Origin of the sequence: Rhizobium sp. LC145, from assembly GCF_001005825.1 — a bacterium.
Lineage (GTDB): Bacteria > Pseudomonadota > Alphaproteobacteria > Rhizobiales > Rhizobiaceae > Neorhizobium.
This window is the reverse complement of sequence record NZ_LBHV01000004.1, coordinates 53424-74553: the sequence shown is the minus strand read 5'-3', so window position 1 is coordinate 74553 and position 21130 is coordinate 53424. Positions and strand designations below refer to the sequence as shown.

The 21130-nt window shown below is 62.4% G+C and carries 26 protein-coding genes; 14 read left to right on the top strand and 12 right to left on the bottom strand.

What is annotated here, in order from left to right; genetic code table 11:
* The first annotated feature begins 138 nt into the window (after positions 1-138).
* The 10 genes from YH62_RS11845 to YH62_RS29095 all read left to right on the top strand — a co-directional run bounded on the left by YH62_RS11845 (position 139) and on the right by YH62_RS29095 (position 5804).
* Positions 139-804, top strand: a complete 666-nt coding sequence (locus YH62_RS11845) for an AzlC family ABC transporter permease (RefSeq protein ID WP_046794437.1) — start codon at positions 139-141, stop codon at positions 802-804.
* Complete coding sequence (locus tag YH62_RS11840; RefSeq protein ID WP_046794436.1) at positions 801-1103, top strand: AzlD domain-containing protein; 303 nt, start codon at positions 801-803, stop codon at positions 1101-1103. Before YH62_RS11845 ends, YH62_RS11840 begins: the two co-directional genes overlap by 4 nt.
* A gap of 67 nt (positions 1104-1170) precedes the next feature.
* The gene (gene puuE, locus YH62_RS11835; protein WP_046794435.1) at positions 1171-2097 is read left to right on the top strand and encodes an allantoinase PuuE; all 927 of its coding nucleotides are present in this window, start codon (positions 1171-1173) and stop codon (positions 2095-2097) included.
* Positions 2094-2591, top strand: coding sequence for a 2-oxo-4-hydroxy-4-carboxy-5-ureidoimidazoline decarboxylase (gene uraD / locus YH62_RS11830; protein WP_046794434.1), 498 nt, complete (start codon positions 2094-2096; stop codon positions 2589-2591). The genes puuE and uraD overlap by 4 nt, the downstream gene beginning before the upstream one ends.
* A 93-nt stretch (positions 2592-2684) precedes the next feature.
* Positions 2685-2975, top strand: a complete 291-nt coding sequence (locus tag YH62_RS11825) for a nucleotidyltransferase family protein (RefSeq protein WP_046794433.1) — start codon at positions 2685-2687, stop codon at positions 2973-2975.
* Entirely contained in the window at positions 2972-3334 is a 363-nt protein-coding gene (locus YH62_RS11820; protein ID WP_046794432.1) for a DUF86 domain-containing protein, read from the top strand. The genes YH62_RS11825 and YH62_RS11820 overlap by 4 nt, the downstream gene beginning before the upstream one ends.
* Position 3335: 1 nt before the next feature.
* Positions 3336-3836: an ureidoglycolate lyase gene (locus tag YH62_RS11815; RefSeq protein ID WP_046794431.1), complete on the top strand. Its 501-nt coding sequence runs from the start codon at positions 3336-3338 to the stop codon at positions 3834-3836.
* Entirely contained in the window at positions 3833-4189 is a 357-nt protein-coding gene (gene uraH, locus YH62_RS11810) for a hydroxyisourate hydrolase (RefSeq protein ID WP_046794430.1), read from the top strand. Before YH62_RS11815 ends, uraH begins: the two co-directional genes overlap by 4 nt.
* On the top strand, positions 4189-4929 hold the full coding sequence (locus tag YH62_RS11805; RefSeq protein WP_046794429.1) for a metallophosphoesterase family protein: 741 nt from the start codon (positions 4189-4191) through the stop codon (positions 4927-4929). The genes uraH and YH62_RS11805 overlap by 1 nt, the downstream gene beginning before the upstream one ends.
* Before the next feature lie 89 nt (positions 4930-5018).
* On the top strand, positions 5019-5804 hold the full coding sequence (locus YH62_RS29095; RefSeq protein ID WP_052760393.1) for a hypothetical protein: 786 nt from the start codon (positions 5019-5021) through the stop codon (positions 5802-5804).
* Between the two features lie 14 nt (positions 5805-5818).
* Here the strand turns inward: YH62_RS29095 and YH62_RS11795 are convergent, their stop codons facing one another.
* The 4 genes from YH62_RS11795 to YH62_RS11780 all read right to left on the bottom strand — a co-directional run bounded on the left by YH62_RS11795 (position 5819) and on the right by YH62_RS11780 (position 8729).
* Positions 5819-6223 carry a type II toxin-antitoxin system HicB family antitoxin gene (locus YH62_RS11795; RefSeq protein WP_046794428.1) on the bottom strand — a complete coding sequence of 135 codons (405 nt, stop codon included), beginning with the start codon at positions 6221-6223 and terminating at the stop codon, positions 5819-5821.
* The gene (locus YH62_RS11790; RefSeq protein ID WP_046794427.1) at positions 6220-6408 is read right to left on the bottom strand and encodes a type II toxin-antitoxin system HicA family toxin; all 189 of its coding nucleotides are present in this window, start codon (positions 6406-6408) and stop codon (positions 6220-6222) included. Before YH62_RS11790 ends, YH62_RS11795 begins: the two co-directional genes overlap by 4 nt.
* Before the next feature lie 51 nt (positions 6409-6459).
* On the bottom strand, positions 6460-7605 hold the full coding sequence (locus YH62_RS11785) for an alpha-hydroxy acid oxidase (protein ID WP_046794426.1): 1146 nt from the start codon (positions 7603-7605) through the stop codon (positions 6460-6462).
* A gap of 152 nt (positions 7606-7757) precedes the next feature.
* Entirely contained in the window at positions 7758-8729 is a 972-nt protein-coding gene (locus tag YH62_RS11780; protein ID WP_046794425.1) for a quinone oxidoreductase, read from the bottom strand.
* Between the two features lie 74 nt (positions 8730-8803).
* On the opposite strand from YH62_RS11780, the gene YH62_RS11775 reads away from it, so the two are divergent.
* Positions 8804-9658 (top strand): LysR family transcriptional regulator, encoded by an 855-nt coding sequence (locus YH62_RS11775; protein WP_245282088.1) that lies wholly within the window; start codon positions 8804-8806, stop codon positions 9656-9658.
* A gap of 21 nt (positions 9659-9679) precedes the next feature.
* Here YH62_RS11775 and YH62_RS11770 read toward each other — a convergent pair whose 3' ends face one another.
* From YH62_RS11770 to puuD, 3 genes are all read right to left on the bottom strand, one after another.
* The gene (locus YH62_RS11770) at positions 9680-10171 is read right to left on the bottom strand and encodes an anthrone oxygenase family protein (protein ID WP_046794423.1); all 492 of its coding nucleotides are present in this window, start codon (positions 10169-10171) and stop codon (positions 9680-9682) included.
* Between the two features lie 94 nt (positions 10172-10265).
* Positions 10266-11579, bottom strand: coding sequence for a guanine deaminase (guaD, locus tag YH62_RS11765; protein WP_046794422.1), 1314 nt, complete (start codon positions 11577-11579; stop codon positions 10266-10268).
* Positions 11576-12805: a urate hydroxylase PuuD gene (gene puuD, locus YH62_RS11760; RefSeq protein WP_046794421.1), complete on the bottom strand. Its 1230-nt coding sequence runs from the start codon at positions 12803-12805 to the stop codon at positions 11576-11578. The genes guaD and puuD overlap by 4 nt, the downstream gene beginning before the upstream one ends.
* Positions 12806-13073: 268 nt before the next feature.
* On the opposite strand from puuD, the gene YH62_RS11755 reads away from it, so the two are divergent.
* The gene (locus YH62_RS11755) at positions 13074-13415 is read left to right on the top strand and encodes a hypothetical protein (RefSeq protein WP_046794420.1); all 342 of its coding nucleotides are present in this window, start codon (positions 13074-13076) and stop codon (positions 13413-13415) included.
* A 3-nt stretch (positions 13416-13418) separates the two neighbouring features.
* Here the strand turns inward: YH62_RS11755 and YH62_RS11750 are convergent, their stop codons facing one another.
* Positions 13419-14315, bottom strand: coding sequence for a LysR substrate-binding domain-containing protein (locus tag YH62_RS11750; RefSeq protein WP_137326886.1), 897 nt, complete (start codon positions 14313-14315; stop codon positions 13419-13421).
* Positions 14316-14434: 119 nt separating this feature from the next.
* On the opposite strand from YH62_RS11750, the gene YH62_RS11745 reads away from it, so the two are divergent.
* On the top strand, positions 14435-14662 hold the full coding sequence (locus tag YH62_RS11745) for a hypothetical protein (RefSeq protein WP_046794418.1): 228 nt from the start codon (positions 14435-14437) through the stop codon (positions 14660-14662).
* Here YH62_RS11745 and YH62_RS11740 read toward each other — a convergent pair.
* Positions 14659-15588: a LysR substrate-binding domain-containing protein gene (locus YH62_RS11740; protein WP_046795052.1), complete on the bottom strand. Its 930-nt coding sequence runs from the start codon at positions 15586-15588 to the stop codon at positions 14659-14661. The two genes, YH62_RS11745 and YH62_RS11740, sit on opposite strands and share 4 nt — an antisense overlap.
* A 110-nt stretch (positions 15589-15698) precedes the next feature.
* Between YH62_RS11740 and YH62_RS11735 the strand changes: the two genes are divergently transcribed.
* On the top strand, positions 15699-15932 hold the full coding sequence (locus YH62_RS11735; protein WP_137326887.1) for a hypothetical protein: 234 nt from the start codon (positions 15699-15701) through the stop codon (positions 15930-15932).
* Between the two features lie 232 nt (positions 15933-16164).
* Here YH62_RS11735 and xdhB read toward each other — a convergent pair whose 3' ends face one another.
* The 3 genes from xdhB to YH62_RS11715 form a co-directional block, all read right to left on the bottom strand.
* The gene (gene xdhB, locus YH62_RS11730; RefSeq protein WP_046794416.1) at positions 16165-18504 is read right to left on the bottom strand and encodes a xanthine dehydrogenase molybdopterin binding subunit; all 2340 of its coding nucleotides are present in this window, start codon (positions 18502-18504) and stop codon (positions 16165-16167) included.
* A gap of 181 nt (positions 18505-18685) precedes the next feature.
* Positions 18686-20197: a xanthine dehydrogenase small subunit gene (gene xdhA / locus YH62_RS11720; RefSeq protein ID WP_046794414.1), complete on the bottom strand. Its 1512-nt coding sequence runs from the start codon at positions 20195-20197 to the stop codon at positions 18686-18688.
* A gap of 30 nt (positions 20198-20227) precedes the next feature.
* A complete protein-coding gene (locus YH62_RS11715; RefSeq protein WP_046794413.1) occupies positions 20228-21004 on the bottom strand; it encodes a 3-hydroxybutyrate dehydrogenase in 777 nt (258 codons plus the stop codon).
* Between the last annotated feature and the right edge of the window lie 126 nt (positions 21005-21130).

The following is a 21130-nucleotide window of genomic DNA, read 5'->3' as shown; positions in this document are numbered from 1 at the left end:
CCACCTTCTCCCGCTTGGAGGAAGCGGATAGGTTGCGAGCCTTCTACTTGCCTCTCCCGTCGGGTGAGGGGGCTGGTGCATTCTGGAAATCAAGGCTTTGACGTGAGTAGACATATAAGACAAGAATTCCTCGGTGGCATGCGGGCGATTGCGCCGCTGATCGCCGCCGTCATCCCGATCGGGCTCGTCTTCGGCGCGCTCGCTGCCACCAAGGCGCTTTCGCCGCTGGAAACCGGCCTCATGAGCGCGCTGGTGTTTGCCGGCGGTTCGCAATTCGTGGCCATGGATATCTGGACCCATCCGGCCTCCTGGACGGGAGTGGGTTTTGCCGCACTCCTGGTCAACATCCGCCACGTGCTGATGAGCGCTTCGCTGGCGACGAAAATGGAAGCCTTCGGCCCGCGTTCCCGCTATCTCGCCATGCTGTTCCTCGCCGACGAGATATGGGCCATGGCGGAGTTCCGCGCCGGGGTGGCTCGTCTCACGCCTGCGTGGTTTGCGGGTCTCGTCGCTCCCTTCTATCTTGCCTGGGTGCTTTCCGCCCTTGCCGGGGCAACGCTCGGCGCCTTCCTCGGCGATCCGGTGGTGCTCGGCCTCGACTTCGCCTTTCCGGCCGTCTTCATCGTGCTGGTCATCGGTTTCTGGAAAGGACCGGAGACGGGCGCGGTCCTGCTCGCGAGCGGTGCCGCCGCCGTCGTCACGCAGCATTTCGTGCCCGGCGTCTGGTATATCGCCGCCGGTGCGCTGGCCGGCCTGCTGACGGCGCTCGTGAGCGGCAGCCGCCGGGCGGAGGTGACGCCATGACGCTCGATTTCGCCACGCTTCTCGCGATCCTCGCCATGGCTGTCGCCACCATGCTCACCCGCGTGAGCGGCCTTTTCCTCATCCGCCATGTGTCGCTCGAAGGCAGCCGCCGCAAGGCGATCGAATCGATCCCGCCCGCCGTATTGATGGCGGTGGTGGCGCCCACGGCCTTCGCCACCGGAATTGCCGAAACGCTTGCCTGCGCGGTGACTGCTTTTGCGGCATTCCGCCTGCCGATGCTCGTTTCGGTGGCGCTCGGCGTCGCCTCGGTCGCCATTCTTCGCGCTGTCGGCGTCTAATGGTCTTTGCTCTCGACATTCGGCGAGACGGTGCGCTACCGTCATGCGGAACTTTCGAGGTGGTTTGATGCTGTCAAAAGATTACCCGCGCGATCTCGTCGGCTATGGCCGCTCCATCCCCGATCCGAAATGGCCCGGCGAGGCGCATATCGCCGTGCAGTTCGTCATCAACTACGAGGAGGGGGGCGAGAGCTGCATTCTGGATGGCGACCCCGCCTCGGAATGCCTCCTTTCAGAGATCGTCGGGGCGGCACCCTGGGCGGGCCAGCGCAATCTCAACATGGAGTCGATCTACGAATACGGTTCCCGCGCCGGCTTCTGGCGGCTCTGGCGCCTGTTCACCGAACTCAAGGTACAGGCGACGGTCTATGGTGTGACGCTTGCCATGGCGCGCAATCCGGAAGCGGTCGCCGCCATGAAGGAAGCGGGCTGGGAGATCGCCAGCCACGGCTATCGCTGGCTGGAATACAAGGATTTTCCGGAGGATTTGGAACGCCGGCATATCTTGGACGCCGTGCGGCTGCACACCGAGCTTACGGGCGAACGGCCCTACGGCATCTACCAGGGCAAGCCTTCGGCCAATACTCTGCGGCTTGTCCAGGAGGAAGGGGGCTTCCTCTACTCCTCGGACTCCTATGCGGACGATCTGCCCTATTGGGTGCCGGGAGTTGATGGGAAACCTTTCCTCATCATTCCCTATACGCTGGAAACCAACGACATGCGTTTCGCCACGGCGCAGGGCTTCAACACCGGCGAGCAGTTCTTCACCTATCTGAAGGATGCCTTCGACGTGCTCTACAGGGAGGGTAGGGAAGGCAGTCCGAAGATGATGTCTATCGGCCTCCACTGCCGTCTCGTCGGCCGGCCGGGCCGAGCCGCGGCGCTCCGCCGCTTCATGGAATACGTGCTTTCCCACGACAAGGTCTGGATCCCCCGGCGCATCGAGATCGCCCGCCACTGGCACGAGCATCACAAGCCGGAGGAGCGGATTTGAGCGCGCGCGGCGATTTCATCGAGAAGTTCGGGGGCGTTTTCGAGCATTCTCCCTTCATCGCCGAGCGGGCCTATGATGCGGGGCTCATGCTCGTGCCGCTGCGGGCGAAAAGCGTGCACGCCGCGCTGATCTCGATCTTCCGCATGGCGAGCCGCGAGGAACGGCTCGGCGTATTGAGAGCCCATCCGGATCTTGCGGGCAGGCTCGCGATCGCCGGCGAGCTTACCGAGGACAGCCGCAAGGAGCAGGCCGGCGCCGGCCTCGATCGCCTGAGCGCGGAAGAACATGCCCGCTTCACTGAACTCAACAAAGCCTATACGGAGAAATTCGGCTTTCCCTTCATCATCGCCGTGAAGGGGCTCACGAAGGACGATATTCTGGCCGCCTTCGAACGCCGCATCCACAGCAGCGCCGAGGAAGAGTTCGAGACCGCCGCCGCCCAGGTGGAAAGGATCGCGCTCCTGCGCCTGCAGTCGCTGCTTCCGGAGACCTGACCGAGACTTTCCAGGCTCAATAGCGCCAAGGCATGGGTTCTTTCCTCTGCCCCGCCGCTGGCTTATATTGACGGCATCAGGAGTGATGCCGTCATGAGACCGTCGGAAGTGCTGGAGAAGAACAGGGAGGCGATCCGCGAAGCGACCAAGCGCTTCAAAGCGGCGAACCCGCGCGTCTTCGGCTCGGTCGCCCGCGGTGAGGACGGGCCGGACAGCGATATCGACATTCTCGTGGATGCGCTGCCGGGAGCGACGCTGTTCGATCTCGGCGGGCTTCAGGACAGCCTTGAAACGCTGCTGAAGGTGAGGGTGGACGTCGTGACATCCGGCGGGTTGAAGCCATCCATTCGGGACCGGATACTGTCGGAAGCGACCGCGATATGAATGCGGATCGATTGCACGAATATCTGGATCAGATGCGATCTGCTGCGATCCAAGCGGGGAAATTCCTGGAGGGCATGGACCGCGAGGCATTTCTTGCCGATTTGCGCACGCAGATGGCAGTTTCGATGACTCTGGTGCTCATTGGCGAGGCAGCTTCCAGAATCATGACGCTGCATCCGGAGTTTCCTGTTGAACATCCCGAAATCCCCTGGGCAAAGATGAGGGGAATGCGCAATTTCGTGGCCCATGATTACTATAACGTGGAACTCCCGATCGTCTGGGATACGGTGAAGACCGCTATCCCCGATTTGGTTTCCCAACTCGATTCTCTGCGCCACTGGCGCGCCCAAGGCGAATGACGTGACTGAATATCTTGAAATCAAGCCTCTCTCCAAGGAGGCCTTTGCGCCTTTCGGCGATGTCATCGAAACCGATCCCGCCAAGATGCGGCTCATCAATAACGGAACCACCGAGCGCTATCATGCGCTGGCCGAACCCGTCGTCATCGGCGAGCCCGTCCGGCTGATCTTCAACATCTTCCGCAGCCAGCCGAGGCTGTTTCCCTACGAGATCGGGATGATGGAGCGGCATCCCTATGCCAGCCAGAGCTTCACGCCGCTTTCGGGCCGACTATTCCTCGTTGCCGTTTCGGACGATGAAGAGGGCAGGCCGGGCAAGCCGCAGGTTTTCCTCCTCGGGCCGCATCAGGGTGTGAATTACTTCCCGAACGTTTGGCACCATCCGTTGATGGCGCTTGGCGCCGTCAGCGATTTCCTCGTGGTGGACCGGGACGATCCGGCCGCCAATTACGAGGAATACTTCTTCCCGTCACCCTATCTCATCGCGGAGCCCAAGCCATGACCGGCCTCACCACCCATGTCCTGGACACCGCGAAGGGCAGGCCCGCCGAGGGCCTGAAGATCGATCTCTACCGGTTGAGTGGCGAGATCCGCGAGAAGGTAGCGACGGTCACCACCAATTCCGACGGCCGCGTCGACGGCGGTCCTATCCTCGTTGGCGAGACTTTCATCGCCGGCGAATACGAACTCGTCTTCCATGCGGGCGATTATCTGAGGGCCGGCGGCGCCGAGCTTCCGCAGCCTGCCTTCCTCGACGTCATCCCGATCCGCTTCGGCATCGCCGACACCACGGCGCATTACCACGTGCCGCTGCTTCTTTCGCCCTACGGCTATTCGACCTATCGGGGAAGCTGATGCGCTTTGCAGCGATTGCCGACATTCACGGAAACTGCGCGGCCCTTCGGGCGGTGCTTGCCGATATCCAAAGCCTCGGCATCGGCGATATCGTCAATCTCGGCGATTGCTTGAGCGGTCCGCTGGAAGCGGCGCGGACGGCCGATCTCCTCATGCCGCTCGATCTCCTTACCGTGCGCGGCAATCATGACCGCTATCTCATCGAGACGCCTGCCGGGGAACTTGCGCTTTCGGATGCTCACGCCCATGCGCAGCTCGCGCCTCGTCATCTGGATTGGCTGCGCAAACTGCCTTTCAGCGCGGTCTTTCGGGATGAAGTCCTCCTCTGCCACGCGACGCCCAAGGGCGACGATGTCTACTGGCTGGAAGAGGTCTCTCCCGAAGGGCATGTCTTCCTCAAGTCTCTCGAGGAGATCGATGCATTGGCGGAAGGTGTCGAGCAACCGCTCATTCTCTGCGGCCACAGCCATGTTCCGCGCGCGGTACAGCTTTCGGATGGCCGGCTGATCGTCAATCCCGGCAGCGTCGGCTGCCCTGCCTATGACGACGATACGCCTTATTACCACAAGGTGGAGGTGGGGCACGGCATGGCCTCCTATGCGGTTCTGGAGAAGACCTCATCCGGCTGGGTGCCGCAGTTCCGCAACGTGAGCTACGACCATATGGCGATGTCTCGCCTTGCGGCCGCCAACGGCCGTGCGGACTGGGCGATGGCGCTTGCGATCGGGCGGGTCGGATAAGGCCACGTTTCCACTGAACGAGGTCCGATCGAAACTTTTCGGAAAGTTTTCGGCGGCGATACTCTGGCCGATTCGACAGGAGATCGACAATGGCCAGGTCCGGCTCGAAGGGCACACGCAGGAAAAGCGGTAGCAGGCGTTCCGCATCGGGAAAGTCGCGCTCGTCGCTGCTGCCCTGGTTGGCGGCGCTCGTCGTCGTGGCGGGCGGCATCGCGGCCTATGACAATTCTCGGGAAGTCCGACGGTTCTTCAACGGCTTCGGCAGCGGCAAGCCCCAGGAAACGGCCGTGCGGAAAACGCCGAACCATCCCGTGCCGCCGAAGCCCGTTCCCGCTCGTCCGGTCTCCGCCAGCCGTTCCACGGCCGAGGCTGCGCCCGTTCCGCCGGCGCCCATCCCTTCCGCGCCCGTCAGGCAGGTCGCAGCGCTCGTGCCGCCGCAGCCGATCGCCAAGCCGGATGCCGTCGAACCGAGGGACACGACGCCCAAGGAGGCGGTGATGAGGCCGGGCGACGGTCTTTCGGGCGCCTATCAGGCGAAATTCTACCTCTGCGGCACGGCCAAGCAGGACGACTGCGTCGTCTCCGCCGACCGTTTCGTCTTCCATGGCCAGAAGATCCGCCTTGTCGGCATCGAAGTGCCCGACATCAAGAAGCCGCGCTGCGAGGCCGAGCGCATCAAGGCAAGCGATGCGGAACTCAGGGTCCGCGCCTTCCTCGATGCCGGCCCCTTCGAACTCGTCACCTGGCAGGGCAATAACGAGGAGGTCGACGGCCACAAGCTGAGGCAGGTCACCCGCAACGGCATGTCGCTGGCGGATATCCTCGTGCGCGAGGGACTAGCCCGCAGGCCCGGCAGCAAGGCCGGCTGGTGCTGAGCGTATAGCTCAATTCATGCCGCCGAATCGCGCTCGATTTCGTGGCGAGCCGCGCGCGCGAGAAAGCCGGAGCGGGATAGGCCGCGCTCCGATGCGTAGGCATCGATCCGCTCCAGGATGTCTTCGGGCAGCGTAACGTTGATGCGCACGGCCTTCGACGTGGGCGTCTTGAGCGTAACCAGGATTGCCACCGCTTCTCGATTGAGGGCGTCGGCCATCACGCCTTCGAGGCTCGAAGCTTCGGGGATCGCTTCGCCGTCCTCGATCATGCCTTCGACGTGGAAGGCGAGCGCTTCCTCGGCCATGCGCCGGGCTTCGTCAAGACTCGAACCAGCCGTCACGACACCCGGAAAGTCAGGGAACGAGACGCCGAAATCGCTGTCCGCATCCTTGTGAATCAAGCCGATAAAATTTGTCATGACAGCTTCAGCCCGGATTGTTTCTCTATGCTGCGCAGCGTGCCGATCGGCATATCGCGTTTCGGATGCGGCACGGTTACACGGCCCGGTTTCGTCGGGTGCTTGAACTGGGCGTGGCTACCTTTCCGGTTCACCTCGAACCAGCCATCCTTCCGCAAGGCCGCGATAACCTCCGTGCTTTTCATGTCAGATATTGTGCGTACTTATACACACTGTCAAGGTGCGTGAACGAGCGCTCAAAACCGCATATCCGCAATGATTCCCCGATCCACGGCCTGGATATCCCGCTTGCCGCAAAGCGCCATGGTGATGTCCATCTCCTTGCGGAGAATTTCGAGCGTCGTGGTGACGCCGAGCTTGCCCATCGCGCCGAGGCCATAGAGGAAGGGGCGGCCGATATAGGTGCCGCGCGCGCCGAGCGCCACGGCCTTCAGCACGTCCTGCCCGGAGCGGATGCCGCCGTCGAAATGTACCTCCGTCCGGTCGCCAACGGCGTCGACGATCCTCGGCAGCATGCTGATGGAGGAGAGGGCGCCGTCGAGCTGCCGCCCGCCATGGTTCGAGACGATAATCGCGTCAGCCCCGGTATCGGCTGCCGCGCGGGCGTCTTCCTCATCGAGAATTCCCTTGATGATGAGCTTGCCGCCCCAGAGCTTCTTGATCCACTCGATATCCTTCCAGGAAAGCCGGGGATCGAATTGCTCGGCCGTCCAGGCGCCGAGCGAGGAAAGGTCGGAGACATTCTTGGCGTGGCCCACGATATTGCCGAAGCCGCGCCGCTTCGTCTGCAGCATGGTGAGGCACCATTTCGGCCGGGTGGCGAGCTGGATGGCGTGATTGAGCGTCCATTTCGGCGGGGCCGAGAGGCCGTTGCGCAGGTCCTTGTGGCGCTGGCCGAGGATCTGCAGGTCGGCGGTGACGACGAGCGCCGAGCATTTCGCCGCCTTGGCGCGCTCGATCAACCCCTCCACGAAGGCGCGATCCTTCATCACGTAGAGCTGGAACCAGAAAGGCCTGGAGGTGACGGAGGCGACATCCTCGATCGAGCAGATGCTCATGGTCGAGAGCGTGAAGGGCACGCCGAACTCTTCGGCCGCCTTGGCGGCCAGCATCTCGCCGTCGGCATGCTGCATGCCGCACATGCCGGTCGGCGCCAGCGCCACCGGCATGGAGACCGGTTCGCCGATCATCGTGCTGGCGAGCGAGCGGTCCGTCATGTCGACGAGCACGCGCTGGCGCAGCTTGATCTTCGAAAAATCCTCCTCGTTGGCGCGATAGGTGCCTTCGGTCCAGGCGCCGCTATCGGCATAGTCGAAGAACATCTTGGGTACGCGGCGCTGGGCAAGGGTCTTGAGGTCGGCGATGGTAAGCGGCTTGGACATGAGGCGGGATTTCCAGGATGGGCAGTGTATACCTTCAACTAACACGAAATTTTCGTTACGGTCACCGAAAATTACGCGGGTATTTGCGAAGGCCCCCGGTCCAAGGAAGGCGGGCGGCAGGTGCTTGCTGACGCCCGTCGGTCAAGCCATTGTCAGGGAATCAGCAGCAGACTTCCCGCCACTTTACCGCTTTCCAGGGCCGCCTGAGCTTTAGCGGCCTCCCGCAACGGATATTCGCCGGCAATCGTCGCGACGATGCCTTGCTTCATGGCCGCGATGGCGGCTTCCGCCGCTTCCCGGTAATTGGAAGTCTCTGCCACATAGGCCATAACGCTTGGCCGCGAGAGCGATTTTCCGGGCCGAAGCTCGTCCACGGAAAGAGGCGGGATAGGCCCGGCCGCCTGGCCGATCGAAGCCGCCATGCCGAAGGGCCGCACACAGTGGATCGTCTTCACGAGCATGTCTCCGCCGATCCCGTCATAGGCGACATGCACCCCCTTGCCATTTGTCAGCGCCCTGACCTCGGAAACGATGTCGGCATTGCGCCCGACGATGAGGTGATCGGCGCCGTGCGAGCGGGCGAACTCGGCCTTTTCGGGCGAGCTGACGGTGCCGATGACGGTCGCGCCGAGATGCTTTGCCCAACGGGTGAGAATGGTGCCCAGGCCGCCGGCGGCCGCATGGATCAGGATCACCGTTCCGGCCTCCACCGGATAGGTTTTGTGGAGCAGCATGTAGGCGGTCATGGTTTTCAGGAGCGAAGCGGCCGCAATCTTCGAGGAGAGATCTGCGGGAAGGGGAATTGCCCTTGCCGCCGGCAGCAGCCGCTTCGAGGCATAGGCGCCTCCCGGAGTGCCGCCATAGACGATGCGGTCGCCGGGCTTCACGGTCTCGACGGCGGCGCCGACCGCCTCAACCACGCCGGCTGCCTCTGCACCCAGAATGGCGGGATAGGAGGGCAGCGCATAGGTGCCGTTGCGGTGGTAGATATCGAGAAAATTTATGCCGATCGCCTCGTGCCGCACGAGGATTTCGTTTTCGCCCGGCTGCAATTCGGGCTGTTCGGAAACCTGGAACTTGTCCACGCCGCCCGGTGAAAGAAGTGATACCGCGATATCCGTCATCGTCGTCTCCATAACTGATCGATGGCGGATGATGCGCGATGGCATGTTGTTTGGAAATTCCCTATAGTTCGCCAATGGATGTGAAAAATCTAACAAAGCTCGATTGGGATAACTTACGCTATTTCCTCGCGCTCGCGACGAGCGGCACCCTTCTCGGGGCCGCTCGCAGCCTCGGGGTTGAGCACGCGACAGTCGGGAGGCGTGTATCGCTTCTCGAAGATCAGTTGCGGATGAAGCTGATCGACCGAAGAGGCCGCAGAATCCAGTTGACCGCGGAAGGCGAGCGGATCGCCGCCATGGCCCGGCGCATGGGTGACGAGGCGCTGGCGATCGAGCAGGCAAGGCTGAGCGGGGAACGGCTCGCGGGCACGGTGCGCATCAGCGCGCCGCCGGCGCTATCGACCTTCCTGCTCGCGGAGCCGATCGTAAGGCTACGCCGCCTTCATCCCGATATCGACATCGTCCTGGCAGGTGAAAAACAATATGCCTCGCTCAACCGCCGCGAGGCGGATATCGCGGTCAGGCTCGCCCGGCCGGAGCAGGGGGAGTTGACGATCACCCGCCTCGGCGGCGTCACCTTCAATTTCTATGCCGCGCCGTCCTATCTCGCCGAGACGACGAAGGAGGCGTGGAGCTTCATCTCCTATGGCGGCGACATGGAGAACTCCCCGCAATATCAAAGGCTGATAGAGGTGGCCGCCGGCCGCCGCATTGGCATCAAGGCCTCCACCTTGGAATTCCAGCTCGCCGCCGCAAGGGCGGGCGGCGGCATTGCGATCCTGCCGGATTTCATCGTCGGTGACGAGGCCGGCCTCGTCCGGGCGACCGATGAGGAGGAGCCGGTGACGCGCGATATCTGGCTGGTCGTCCACTCGGACATCCGCGACGTGCCGATCATCCGCGCGGTGATAGACGTCATCAAGGGATAGGCGAACCTCCTTGAAGGCTCGTCAAAGCGCAATAGCGATGAGGAGCAGTATCAGACCGAGCGTGGCCGCCACGGCGCGCAGAACATGGGATTTCTCCCAGCGGTCGCGCTGGATCGTCCAGTCCGCCCCGGCATCGGCTAGCGAGGCGCCGGTGTCGAAGAAACGCCCCGCGGCAGTGGAAAGCTTCGTATCCTTCAGCCAGAACTTGTTGACCGGCTGGGTCATCAGCCAAAAGATCGCCTGCATCGCAGCGAGCGCCAGAAAGGCTCCGCCGACGAGCCAGAATTTCGTGGTTCCGGTCGGGATCGTGAAAAGCAGGAGCAGGGTGGCGACGATACTCGCCGCCTCAAGGGCGCCGCCGATCGTGAAGCCCGGATAATAGATCGTCTGAACGGCGAGATAATGCTCCTTGTCGAGCCGCAGCTTGCCCGGCAGTTCCGCCGCGTGCGCGAGGGCAAAGCTCATCGCGATCGCAGCCAAAAGCGCTGCCAGCACTTCCAGAAAGACAACCATGATGGTTCCTCCCTTGAACCGATGAGACTGCAACTCACCGAAGGGGCGCGGGTTCCATCAGGCGGGATCTGCTTCGGTGCGGATGGGTTTCAGCTCAATCATGGGCGTTACGTTTCATCGCCTTGCCCGCCACATAGGTTTCCACCACCGCGCGGTCGTCGCCCATGGTCTGCAGCAGGAAGAGCTCTTCCGGCAGCGTGGTGATGGTTTCCATGCGAAGCCGCATGGCCGGCGTGGAGGCGGCGTTCAACACGACGAGGTCGGCGGCGCTGCCCGCATCCAGCGTGCCGATATCGTCCGCCATGCCGAGCGCCTCGGCATTGCCGCGGGTCATCAGATAGAAGCTTTCGAGCGGGTTCAGCCGTTCGCCCAGGAGCTGCTGTATCTTGTAGGCTTCGTCCATTGTCTTCAGCATCGAATAGCTCGATCCGCCGCCGATATCGGTTGCGACCGCCACTCTGACCGGTTTCTCGCGCCGCATCAGCGCCTTCATCGGGAAGAGGCCGGAGCCGAGGAAGAGGTTGGAGGTGGGGCAGTGGACGGCAACGCTGCCTGCCTCCGAAAGCGCATCCGCCTCACGGTCGGAGAGATGGATCGCGTGGCCGAGCAGCGTCTTCGGCCCCAACAGGCCGTAATGGGCGTAGATGTCCGTATAGTCCCGCGCCTGCGGATAAAGCTCGCAGGTATAGCGGATCTCCTCGTGGTTCTCGGACAGATGGGTCTGGATGAAGAGGTCCGGAAATTCCTCCGCCAGCGCCTGGGCGGCCTTCATCTGCGCCGGCGTGGAGGTGATGGCGAAACGCGGCGTGATGGCGACGTGGTTGCGGCCCTTGCCGTGCCATTCGGCGATCACCGCGCGGGTTTCGTCATAGCCCATTTCCGGCGTATCGAGCAGGCCCTGCGGCGCATTGCGGTCCATCATCACCTTGCCGCCCACCATGCACATGCCGCGCCTCAGCGCCTCTGCGAAGAAGGCGTCGGCCGAGCTCTTGTGGACGGTGCAATAGGCGGCCGCAGTGGTCGTGCCGTGCCGGATGAGCTCGTCATAGAAATGGCTGGCAATGCGGGCGGCATGCGCGCTTTCCACGAAGCGGCACTCTTCATGGAAGGTGTAGGTGTTCAGCCATTCGAGCAGGCTGCCGGCATAGGAGGCGATCACCTGCATCTGTGGAAAATGCAGGTGCATGTCGATGAGGCCAGGCAGTATCAGGTGCGGCCGGTGGTCGATCTCCTCGATCTCCTCCGGGGCCTTCTCCTTGACGCTCGCGTAATCTCCCGCGGCGATGATTCTGCCGTCCTCGATCAGCAGCGCGCCGTCGCTCTCGTAGAGATAGCTCTCGCTATCGGTGAGGGAGAGGGGAGCGCGCTTGAAGGAGAGCAGGCGGCCGCGGAGGAGAAGTTGGGTCATTCGGATATCGCGCTTTCATACCAGGCAGTGAGGAGCCTGCGTTCCTCCGGCGAAATGCCGGTGACGTTGCCGGGAGGCATCGCATGGCTCAGACCCGCCTGGATATAGATTTCCCGGGCGTGCGCGGCAATCTCCTGGTCGGTTTCCAGCTTCACGGATTTCGGGGTGAAGGTGATGCCTTCATAGACCGGCTCGGCCGAATGGCACATGGAACAACGGGAAAGCACCACGTCCTTCGCCGCGCCGAAATGCGCATTGGAGGCGAATTGCTGCTGGAGCGGGGTCAGGGAGGAGGTTTCGGCTTCGCCGGTCAGCACCTTCGGAACGGTCGAAAGCCACATGATGACGATGAAGATCAGCAGCGTCGCGAGCCAGGTCCAGGTGGGCCTGCCTTTCCGCGCATGGGTGGTGTTGAACCAGTGCCGGATCGTCACGCCCATCAGGAAGACGAGGGCGGCGATCACCCAGTTGAAATGGGTCGCGAAGGCCAGCGGATAATGGTTCGACAGCATGAAGAAGATGACGGGCAGCGTCAGGTAGTTGTTGTGGAGCGAGCGCTGCTTGGCGATGACGCCATATTTCGGGTCCGGCGTGCGGCCGGCGATCAGGTCCGCAACCACCACCTTCTGGTTCGGGATGATGATGAAGAAGACGTTGGCCGACATGATCGTGGCGGTGAAGGCGCCGAGGTGCAGGAAGGCGGCGCGGCCGGAAAACACCTGCGTATAGCCCCAGGCCATGGCGACTAGCGCCACATAGAGAACGGCCATCAGGCCCCAGGTATTTCTCCCGATCGGGGATTTGCAAAGCTGGTCGTAGAAGACCCAGCCGATCGCCAGGGAGCCGATGGAGATGGCGATCGCCTGCCATTGGGTCAGGTCCATCACCGTCCTGTCGATCAGGAAGAGGTCGGCGCCGCCGTAATAGACGATGGCCAGCATCAGGAAGCCGGAAAGCCAGGTCATGTAGCTTTCCCATTTGAACCAGGTGAGATGCTCGGGCATCTGGGCCGGCGCCACCAGGTATTTCTGGATGTGGTAGAAACCGCCGCCGTGGACCTGCCATTCCTCGCCATAGGCGCCCGGCGGCAGATGCGGCCGCTTCACCAGCCCGAGGTCCAGAGCGATGAAATAGAAGGACGAGCCGATCCAGGCGATCGCGGTGATGACGTGCATCCAGCGCGCCGCAAAGGACAGCCATTCCCAGGCCACGGCATATTCATACATTCAGGTCCCCTTTTTCTTCCCCCGGCCACTTTGCGAAAAAATCCGTTGTGAGGGAAGGGACAACCGTGCGCGGCAAGTTTGTTCCCGCGGCCATGGAACCCGGAGAGCTTCGATCAAGTTATCTTGGCTGAATATGCTTCCTTGTGCATCGCGGCATTCGGAATTAGTCGGCTAAGCCGACTCAGGCTATGATGGCAATGCAAGCAGCCGGTGCCCGGCGAGTATTGCAGGTTCACCGGTGGTGTATTCATCAACGGAGAATGAGTTAATGCGCAATATTACGATGATTACGATGATTGCGTATGCGTCATGTGTGGGTTCCTCCCAAGCCCACGACGCTAAGTCCGGTTGGAAATACGATGGTTTCTGCTGTAATGGCAACAATCATACTGGCGATTGCCAGATGATACCGACGAAGAACGTCAAGGTTACCAAAGGCGGCTATGAAATATCGCTCGGACCGGGCGACCACCGGCTCGTGACGCGACATCACAACTTCAGCCTTCCGCAGAGCGAAGCCCGCCGTTCCAAGGACGAGGACTACCACCTCTGCCTCTACCCCACGGAGGATACGCTGCGCTGTTTCTATGCGCCGGACATGGGATTTTGAGTTTCAATCTCCGAAGGTCGGCAAGGTTTTCCGGATGAATTCGCGAAAGGCGCGGATCTTCGGGGAGTTTCGGCGGCTTTCGGGATAGACGAGCCAATAATGGCTTCCCTCGTCGCTGAGGATATCGAACGGCTGGATCAGCCGCCCGAGCGCCACGTCATCGGCGTAGAATTCCGGTTTGAGAATCGCCACGCCGTGGCCCGCGATTGCCGCTGCCGCTTCGATCGCCTGCGCGCCCATGCGGCTGCTCGGACGCCCGCCGAGATCGACATCGGGCATGCCGGCTGCGGAAAACCACATCGGCCACCAGGGATCGCCGGGATCGATGATCCGCAGTTTCAAGAGGTCGGCGGGGGTGTTGATGCCGCCTATGCTCGCCGCAAGCTCCGGACTCAGCATCGGGGTGAAATGGCTCTTCATCAGGAAATGCGCCTTGAGGCCCGGCCATTCTCCCTTGCCGGTGCGGATCGCCACATCCGCTTCCGTCTTTGAAAAATCGATGAGCGTTTCGGATGTCTCCAGCCTTACCGCGATCGTCGGGTTTTCAAGCTGGAACGAGCCGATATGGCGGGCCAGCCAGCGGGAGGCGAAGGTCGCGGTCGAATGGATGAGGAGCGTCCCTTCGGATGCCTCCCGCAGATTGCCGAGCGCGTCGCGCAGCATCTCGAAGGCTTCCGTCACCCTCGGCGCCAGCCGCTCGCCCGCTTCCGTGAGGCTCACCTGCCTTGGCCGACGCAGGAAGAGCGGCTCGCCGACATTCTCCTCCAGAAGCTTGATCTGATAGCTCACGGCCGTCTGGGTGAGGCCGAGCTCGTCGCCCGCCTTGGTGAAGCTCCTGTAGCGGGCCGCGGATTCGAACACGCGAAGCGCATTCAGCGGGAACTGTTTCGACATCTTCATGCATGAATCCTCTTTATGCATGCAGACGGTTATTCGATTGGATATCCGTCGTTTTCGGGAGCACCTTAAGCCTACAAGGATCAAATTGAAACGGGGTTATGCCCCGCCTGGAGGCTACGATGTTTTCGATTGGTTTTCTGCCCCTGCAACGGCTTTGGCCGAGGCTCGACCTGATGGCGCTCTTCGGCAATAGGCGTCCCGCCGCCGCCAATCGCCTTGATCTCGAGGAAATGCCCGATTCCTGGAAGCGCGATCTCGGGTTCATGGACGGGCGCGATCCGCGCGGACCGGCCAAGAGTGATCACTTCCGCGCCGCGGACTTTATCCATACGAGGCGGAATCTCTAAGCCGCGGGCGGGGTCTCGACAGTCTTGCCTTGCATTTCCAGATCCCGCGCAAGGGCCTGCTGAATCCAGGCGTGAAAGGCCTTGATCTTCGGCGCGTTGCGGCGCGCCGGCTGATAGACGAGCCAATAGGTCTTGCCATCGCCGACGCAGAGGTCGAAAGGCTGAAGGAGACGGCCGGATGCCAGATCTTCCCGGAATAGGAACGGGCTCAGCATTGCCACGCCATGACCGGACATGGCGGCCCTTGCCTCCAGGTCGAGCGCGCCAAGAGCGTTCAGGCTCGTGTGCCTGATCTGCTTGGAGTCGATTTGAGTAGTCTCAAACCATTCGTGCCACCAGTCACGGGTGTCGGTAATCCAGGGCAGTTTCAAAAAATCGGAAGGCTGCCGTATGCCACCCACGCTTTCCGCCAGTTGCGGAGACAGCATGGGCGCATAGTTGAGCCGAAAGAGAGGATGGCTGATCAACCCGTCGGATGGCCCGGCGCTGATACAGATCGTGATATCGGCCGAGCTATGGTGGTCGTTATTATCCAGCTGGCGCAGCAGGCGGACCTCGATTTGCGGGTGCAGGGCCTTGAAAATGTGGAGATGCGGCGAGAGCCATTGGGCCGCGAATGTGGGCGGCGAGTGGATTTCCAGCGTTTCCTCCACGCTGTGGCGGGTGGTTTGCACGGCCTCTCCGAGCAGGTCGAACGCCTCACTCACTTTCGGCAACAGGTGCTTGCCCGTTTCGGTCAGTTGCAGCGCTCGCGGCTTGCGGAGGAAGACCGTGTCGCCGAGAAAATCTTCCAGAAGCTTGATCTGATAGCTCACCGCCGTCTGGGTCATGCCGAGCTCTTCGGCGGCACGCGTAAAGTTCTCCAGCCGGGCGACCGTTTCGAAAACCCGAAGCGCATTCAGCGGAAACCGGCGCGATAATTTCATCGATAAGCTCTCTTGATCGCGGCCGATTGTATTTGAATTGGAATTTCGCGGCAATCGGGCGCATCCATAGCCACGTCCAACTCAATCTCTTCCGTCGATGTGGAGCAACCATGCTGTCCGCAAACGCTCACTCTATGCCCTTGAAATCCCCACGCTTGGGGCTGGTCTGGCGACATTTTCGCCGGTTCTTCCACCGTCTCCTCAGTCCCGAAAGGCTGAGGGTGCCGACGCTGCCGGACGATCTGCGCGAGGATCTCGGACTGTCAGAAGCCATGCCCGAGAGCCGAGAGGCGGCATTCTGGGAGAAGAAGCGCGGCTCGATTGCTCGGGACGTGCCGCTTTGACAGCGGGTCTTGTCGGTCGAAGGCTTCCCCCTCTGGCCTGCCGGCCATCTCCCCCACAAGGGGGGAGAAAACATGCCGCACCGTTTTCCGCTTCCCAACGCGATGGCGGCAATATCCTGTCATTTCTTTGAGGGCAGGGCATAGCTCCTGGGTCTCTCCCCCCTTGTGGGGGAGATGGCCGGCAGGCCAGAGGGGGCATTTTCTCCAAATGCCAACATGTGCGCAGTAAACGTCACCCCATTCCCTTCAGCCGCTCGACCGCCATCAGCACCCGCTCGGGCGTGGCCGGGGTGTCGAGGCGTGGGCATTCGCGATAGTCCGCCACGCTCGCCACCGCCATCGAAAGCGCTTCCAGCACCGAGATCGCCAGCATGAAGGGCGGTTCGCCGACGGCCTTCGAGCGGCCGATCGTCGGCTCGGCGTTTTCCGCCCATTCCGCCAGCTTCACGTTGAAGATCTTCGGCCGGTCGGAGGCGAGCGGTATCTTGTAGGTGGAGGGCGCGTGCGTGCGAAGCCTGCCCTTGTCGTCCCACCAGAGCTCCTCGGTGGTCAGCCAGCCCATGCCCTGCACGAAGCCGCCTTCCACCTGGCCGATATCGATCGCCGGGTTCAGCGACTTGCCGACATCGTGGAGGATATCGGTTCGCTCCACCTGGTATTCGCCGGTCAGCGTGTCGATCGAAACCTCCGAAACCGCCGCGCCATAGGCGAAATAATAGAAGGGATGACCGCGTCCTTCCTTGCGGTCCCAGTGGATTTTGGGGGTCTTGTAGAAGCCGGCGGCCGAAAGCTGCACGCGGTCGTAATAGGCGGCGCGCACCAGCGTATCGAAGGGTACGACCTCGGCGCCAATGCGCACGCGGTTGGGCAGGAACTCGACCTCTTGCCGCTCCACGTTCCACTGGCGCATGGTGAAATCGATCAGCCGTTCCTTGATCTGCCGGGCCGCGTCATAGCCCGCCATGCCGTTCAAATCCGAGCCGGAGGAGGCTGCGGTGGCAGACGTGTTCGGCACCTTGCCGGTGGTCGTGGCGGTGATCTTCACCCGCTCGATATCGACATTGAAGGTATCGGCCACCACCTGCGCCACCTTCACGTAAAGCCCTTGGCCCATTTCGGTGCCGCCGTGGTTCAGGTGGATCGAGCCGTCCTGATAGACATGCACCAGCGCGCCCGCCTGGTTGTAGGCGGTCATGGTGAAGGAGATGCCGAACTTCACCGGGGTCAGCGCGATGCCCTTGCGGATCACCGGGCTCTGCTCGTTGAACTCGAGGATCGCCTGACGCCGCGCCTGATAATCGCTGGAAGCCTCCAGCTCATCGACGATCCGCGCGACGATATTGTCCTCCACCTCCTGGTGATAGGGCGTCGTGGTGCGGCCCGAGCCGGGCTCGCCGTAGAAGTTCAGCCTGCGGATTTCGAGCGGGTCCTTGCCCGTGGCATAGGCGATCTCCTCGATGATCCGCTCGGCCCCGACCATGCCCTGCGGTCCACCGAAGCCGCGGAAGGCGGTGTTGGAAACCGTATGCGTCTTCAACGGCTTCGAGGTCAGATGCACATGCGGATAGAAATAGCTGGAATCTGCGTGGAAGAGGGCGCGGTCGGTCACCGGCCCTGAAAGATCGGCGGAAAAGCCGCAGCGCGCCGCGTAAGTTGCGTCGACCGCATGGATGCGGCCGTCCTCGTCGAAGCCCACGTCGTAATCGACCCGAAAATCGTGCCGTTTGCCGGTCACGCCCATGTCCTCGTCGCGGTCGGGGCGGAATTTCACCGCGCGGCCGAGCTTCTTGGCGGCGATCGCCGCAAGGCAGGCGAACTGGTTGCCCTGGGTCTCCTTGCCGCCGAAGCCGCCACCCATGCGGCGGGTCCTGACCGTGACGGCATGGTTGGCGATGCCAAGCACATGCGCCACCATGTGCTGCACCTCGCTCGGATGCTGGGTGGAGGACCAGACGGCAATATCCTCGTCCTCGCCGGGGATGGCGAGCGCCACATGGCCTTCGAGATAGAAGTGCTCCTGGCCGCCGATATACATATGGCCCTGGAGCCGCAGAGGCGCCTTTTCGATCTCGGTCTGCGGCTCGCCGCGCCTCAGCGTCATCGGCTGCACCACCAGCGGTCCATCGTTTTCGAGCGCGCCGTCGATATCGGCCCAGTGCGGTAGGTCGCGATACTCGATCTTCGCCAGCCGGGCGGCACGGCGCGCCTGATCGCGGGTCTCGGCGATTACCGCGAATACCGGCTGACCATGGAACTGCACCTCGCGGGTGGCAAGCAGAGGCTCGTCATGCTGGCCGGTCGAGGCGACATCGTTGAAGCCTGGAATGTCGTCGGCGGTGATGACGGCGACGACGCCGGGCGCGGTTCTCACCGCGTCGAGATCAATCGACAGGATTTCCGCATGCGCCCGGTCGGAAAGGCCGAGCCCGCCATGCAGCGTGCCTGCGGGTTCTGGAATATCGTCGATATATTCGGCACTTCCGGTCACATGCTTATGCGCTGAATCATGTTTCAGCGCCGCATGCATGGGGCCGTTGATGGTGTTTTTCGTTTCGAAGGTGGTCTTGTCCATCAGAGGGAATCTCCGACGTTGCGGGTCAAAACCCCTCCCCAACCCCTCCCCACAAGGGGGAGGGGTTTAACCGCCATGCCCACCCGCAGCTTTTGCAGGAAGGTCGTGCAACGGGTTTTCTCCCCCCTTGTGGGGGAGATGGCCGGCAGGCCAGAGGGGGACTTTTTTGATATACCCATCATCACGCCTCCTCCGGCTCGAACCGCCGCAGCTCGGTCGGTGCCCCGGCCGTCTCCAGGAAGAAACGGGTAAGCAGGTTCTTGGCCGCAAGGCTGCGATATTCGGCGCTCGCCCGCCAGTCGGTGAGCGGCGTGTAATCCTGGTCGAAGGCGTCGCGCACGGCGGAGATCGTGCTCCAGCTCCAGGGCTGGCCGGTGAGCGCCTCTTCCACATGCGCGGCGCGCTTGGGGGTCGCGGCCATGCCGCCGAAGGCGATGCGGATCGCCTCCACCTTGCCGCCGCTGTCGAGCGTCAGGTTGAACGCGCCGCAGAGGGCGGAAATATCCTCGTCGCGCCGCTTGGAGATCTTGTAGACGGCGAATTGAGCCCCCTCCGCAGGGCGCGGCACGAAGATCTTTTCCACGAACTCGCCGGGCAGGCGGTCCTGCCGGCCATAGGCGAGGAAATAATCCTCCAGCGGCATGGTGCGGCGGCCGGAATGGGAGCGCAGCGTCAGGTGAGCTCCCAGCGCGATCAGCGGCGGCGGCGTGTCGCCGATCGGCGAGCCATTGGCGATATTGCCGCCGATCGTACCCATGTTGCGCACCTGGCTCCCGCCGATCCGGTCGATCAGCCGCCCGAAGGCCGGGATTTCGGCCAAGAGAATGTCGAAGGCCTGGGTGTAGGTGACGCCCGCGCCGATCGTAATGCCTTTCTCGTCCGAGGCGATCGATTGCAGCTCGGGCAGGTGATTGATGAATATCACCGGATTGAGCAGGCGCATCTGCTTCGTCCCCCAGAGCCCGACATCGGTGGCCCCCGCCACGATCGTCGCTTTCGGTTCGGCGGCAAGGATATCCGCGAACTCGGCGATCGAACTCGGCACGATGGAACGCGCAGTCCCGCTCTCATTGGCCTTTTCCACCACGATCGTGCCATTCTCCGACTGGATCGACCAGAGCTTTGCGGCGATCTCGATGCGGTCGCGCTCCAGCGGGTCGAAGAGGCTGCTCGGGCGGCTTTGGGAGACCTGCTCCGCCGCCTTGACGATCGGCTCGTAGCCGGTGCAGCGACAGAGATTTCCCTGGAGTGCGGTTTCGATTTCGGCGCGCGACGGCGCTTCGTTGGAAAGCCAGAGCCCGTAGAGCGACATCACGAAACCCGGCGTGCAGAAGCCGCATTGCGAGCCGTGACAGTCCACCATCGCCTGCTGGACGGGGTGAAGCGTGCCGTCCTTTGCGGCCAGATGCTCGACAGTCACCACATGGGTGCCGTGCAGCGAGCCGAGGAAGCGGATGCAGGCGTTGACGCTTTCATAAACGAGCCGGCCATCGATCAGCCGGCCGACGAGCACGGTGCAGGCACCGCAATCGCCCTCGGCGCATCCCTCTTTCGTTCCCGTCAGCCGCCGCCTCAATCGCAGGTAATCGAGAAGCGTTTCCGTCGGGCCGAAATCTCCGAGCGTGATCTCTTCTCCGTTGAGAATGAAGCGTATGGCGGTTCCGTTCAGGATGAAGCGGATGGCAGTCGTCATTTCTCTCCTTCGTCCGCCGTTGCCGGCTTCTTATTGGGCGGTCCAGCCGCCGTCGATCGAGATATGGGTGCCTGTAATGCTGCGGGCCGCATCGCTGGCGAGGAAGATCGCCGTCTGCGCCACCTCGTCGATCGAGACGAATTCCTTCGTCGCCTGCAGCCGCAGCATGACCTCGGATTTCACCTGTTCTTCCGAAATGCCGCGCTCGCGGGCGGTGTCGGGAATCTGCTTCTCGACCAGCGGCGTCAGCACGTAGCCCGGACAAATCGCATTCACGGTAATCCCGAATTCGGCAAGTTCCAAGGCCGCCGTTTTGGTAAGCCCGAGTATACCATGCTTGGCCGCCACATAGGCGGATTTATAGGGCGAGGCGATGAGCGCATGGGCGGATGCGACGTTGATGATGCGGCCCTTTCCAGCCTCTTTCATCAACGGGATGGCGTTGCGCATCGTGTGGAAGGCGGAGGACAGCAGGACGGCGATCAGCAGGTCCCATTTCTCGACCGGGAATTCCTCGATCTTGGCGATGTGCTGGATGCCGGCATTGTTGATCAGCACGTCCACGGTGCCGAAGGTGCGTGCGGCCGTTGCGATGAGGTCAGTGATCTCGTCCGGCTTTGCCATGTCGGCTGCATGGTAGAGCACCTTGCCGCCGGCCGACGCCTCGAGCTCCCTGCGGGTCGCCTCGATCGCATCTGTGGGACCGAAGCCGTTGATGACGACATTCGCACCTTCGGCCGCGAAGGCGCGCGCGATGCCGAGCCCTATCCCGCTGGTGGAGCCCGTGACGACGACAGTTCTGGACATTGGCGAATCTCCCCGGCCGTTGCGTTCTTGTGCGCCGCAATCCAGCGCAGGTTATGCGCAAATCGCCGAGGCTGGCAATCGGCTCCTTGTTGCATCAGTTAAGGATTGTGCATATATTTGCACGCA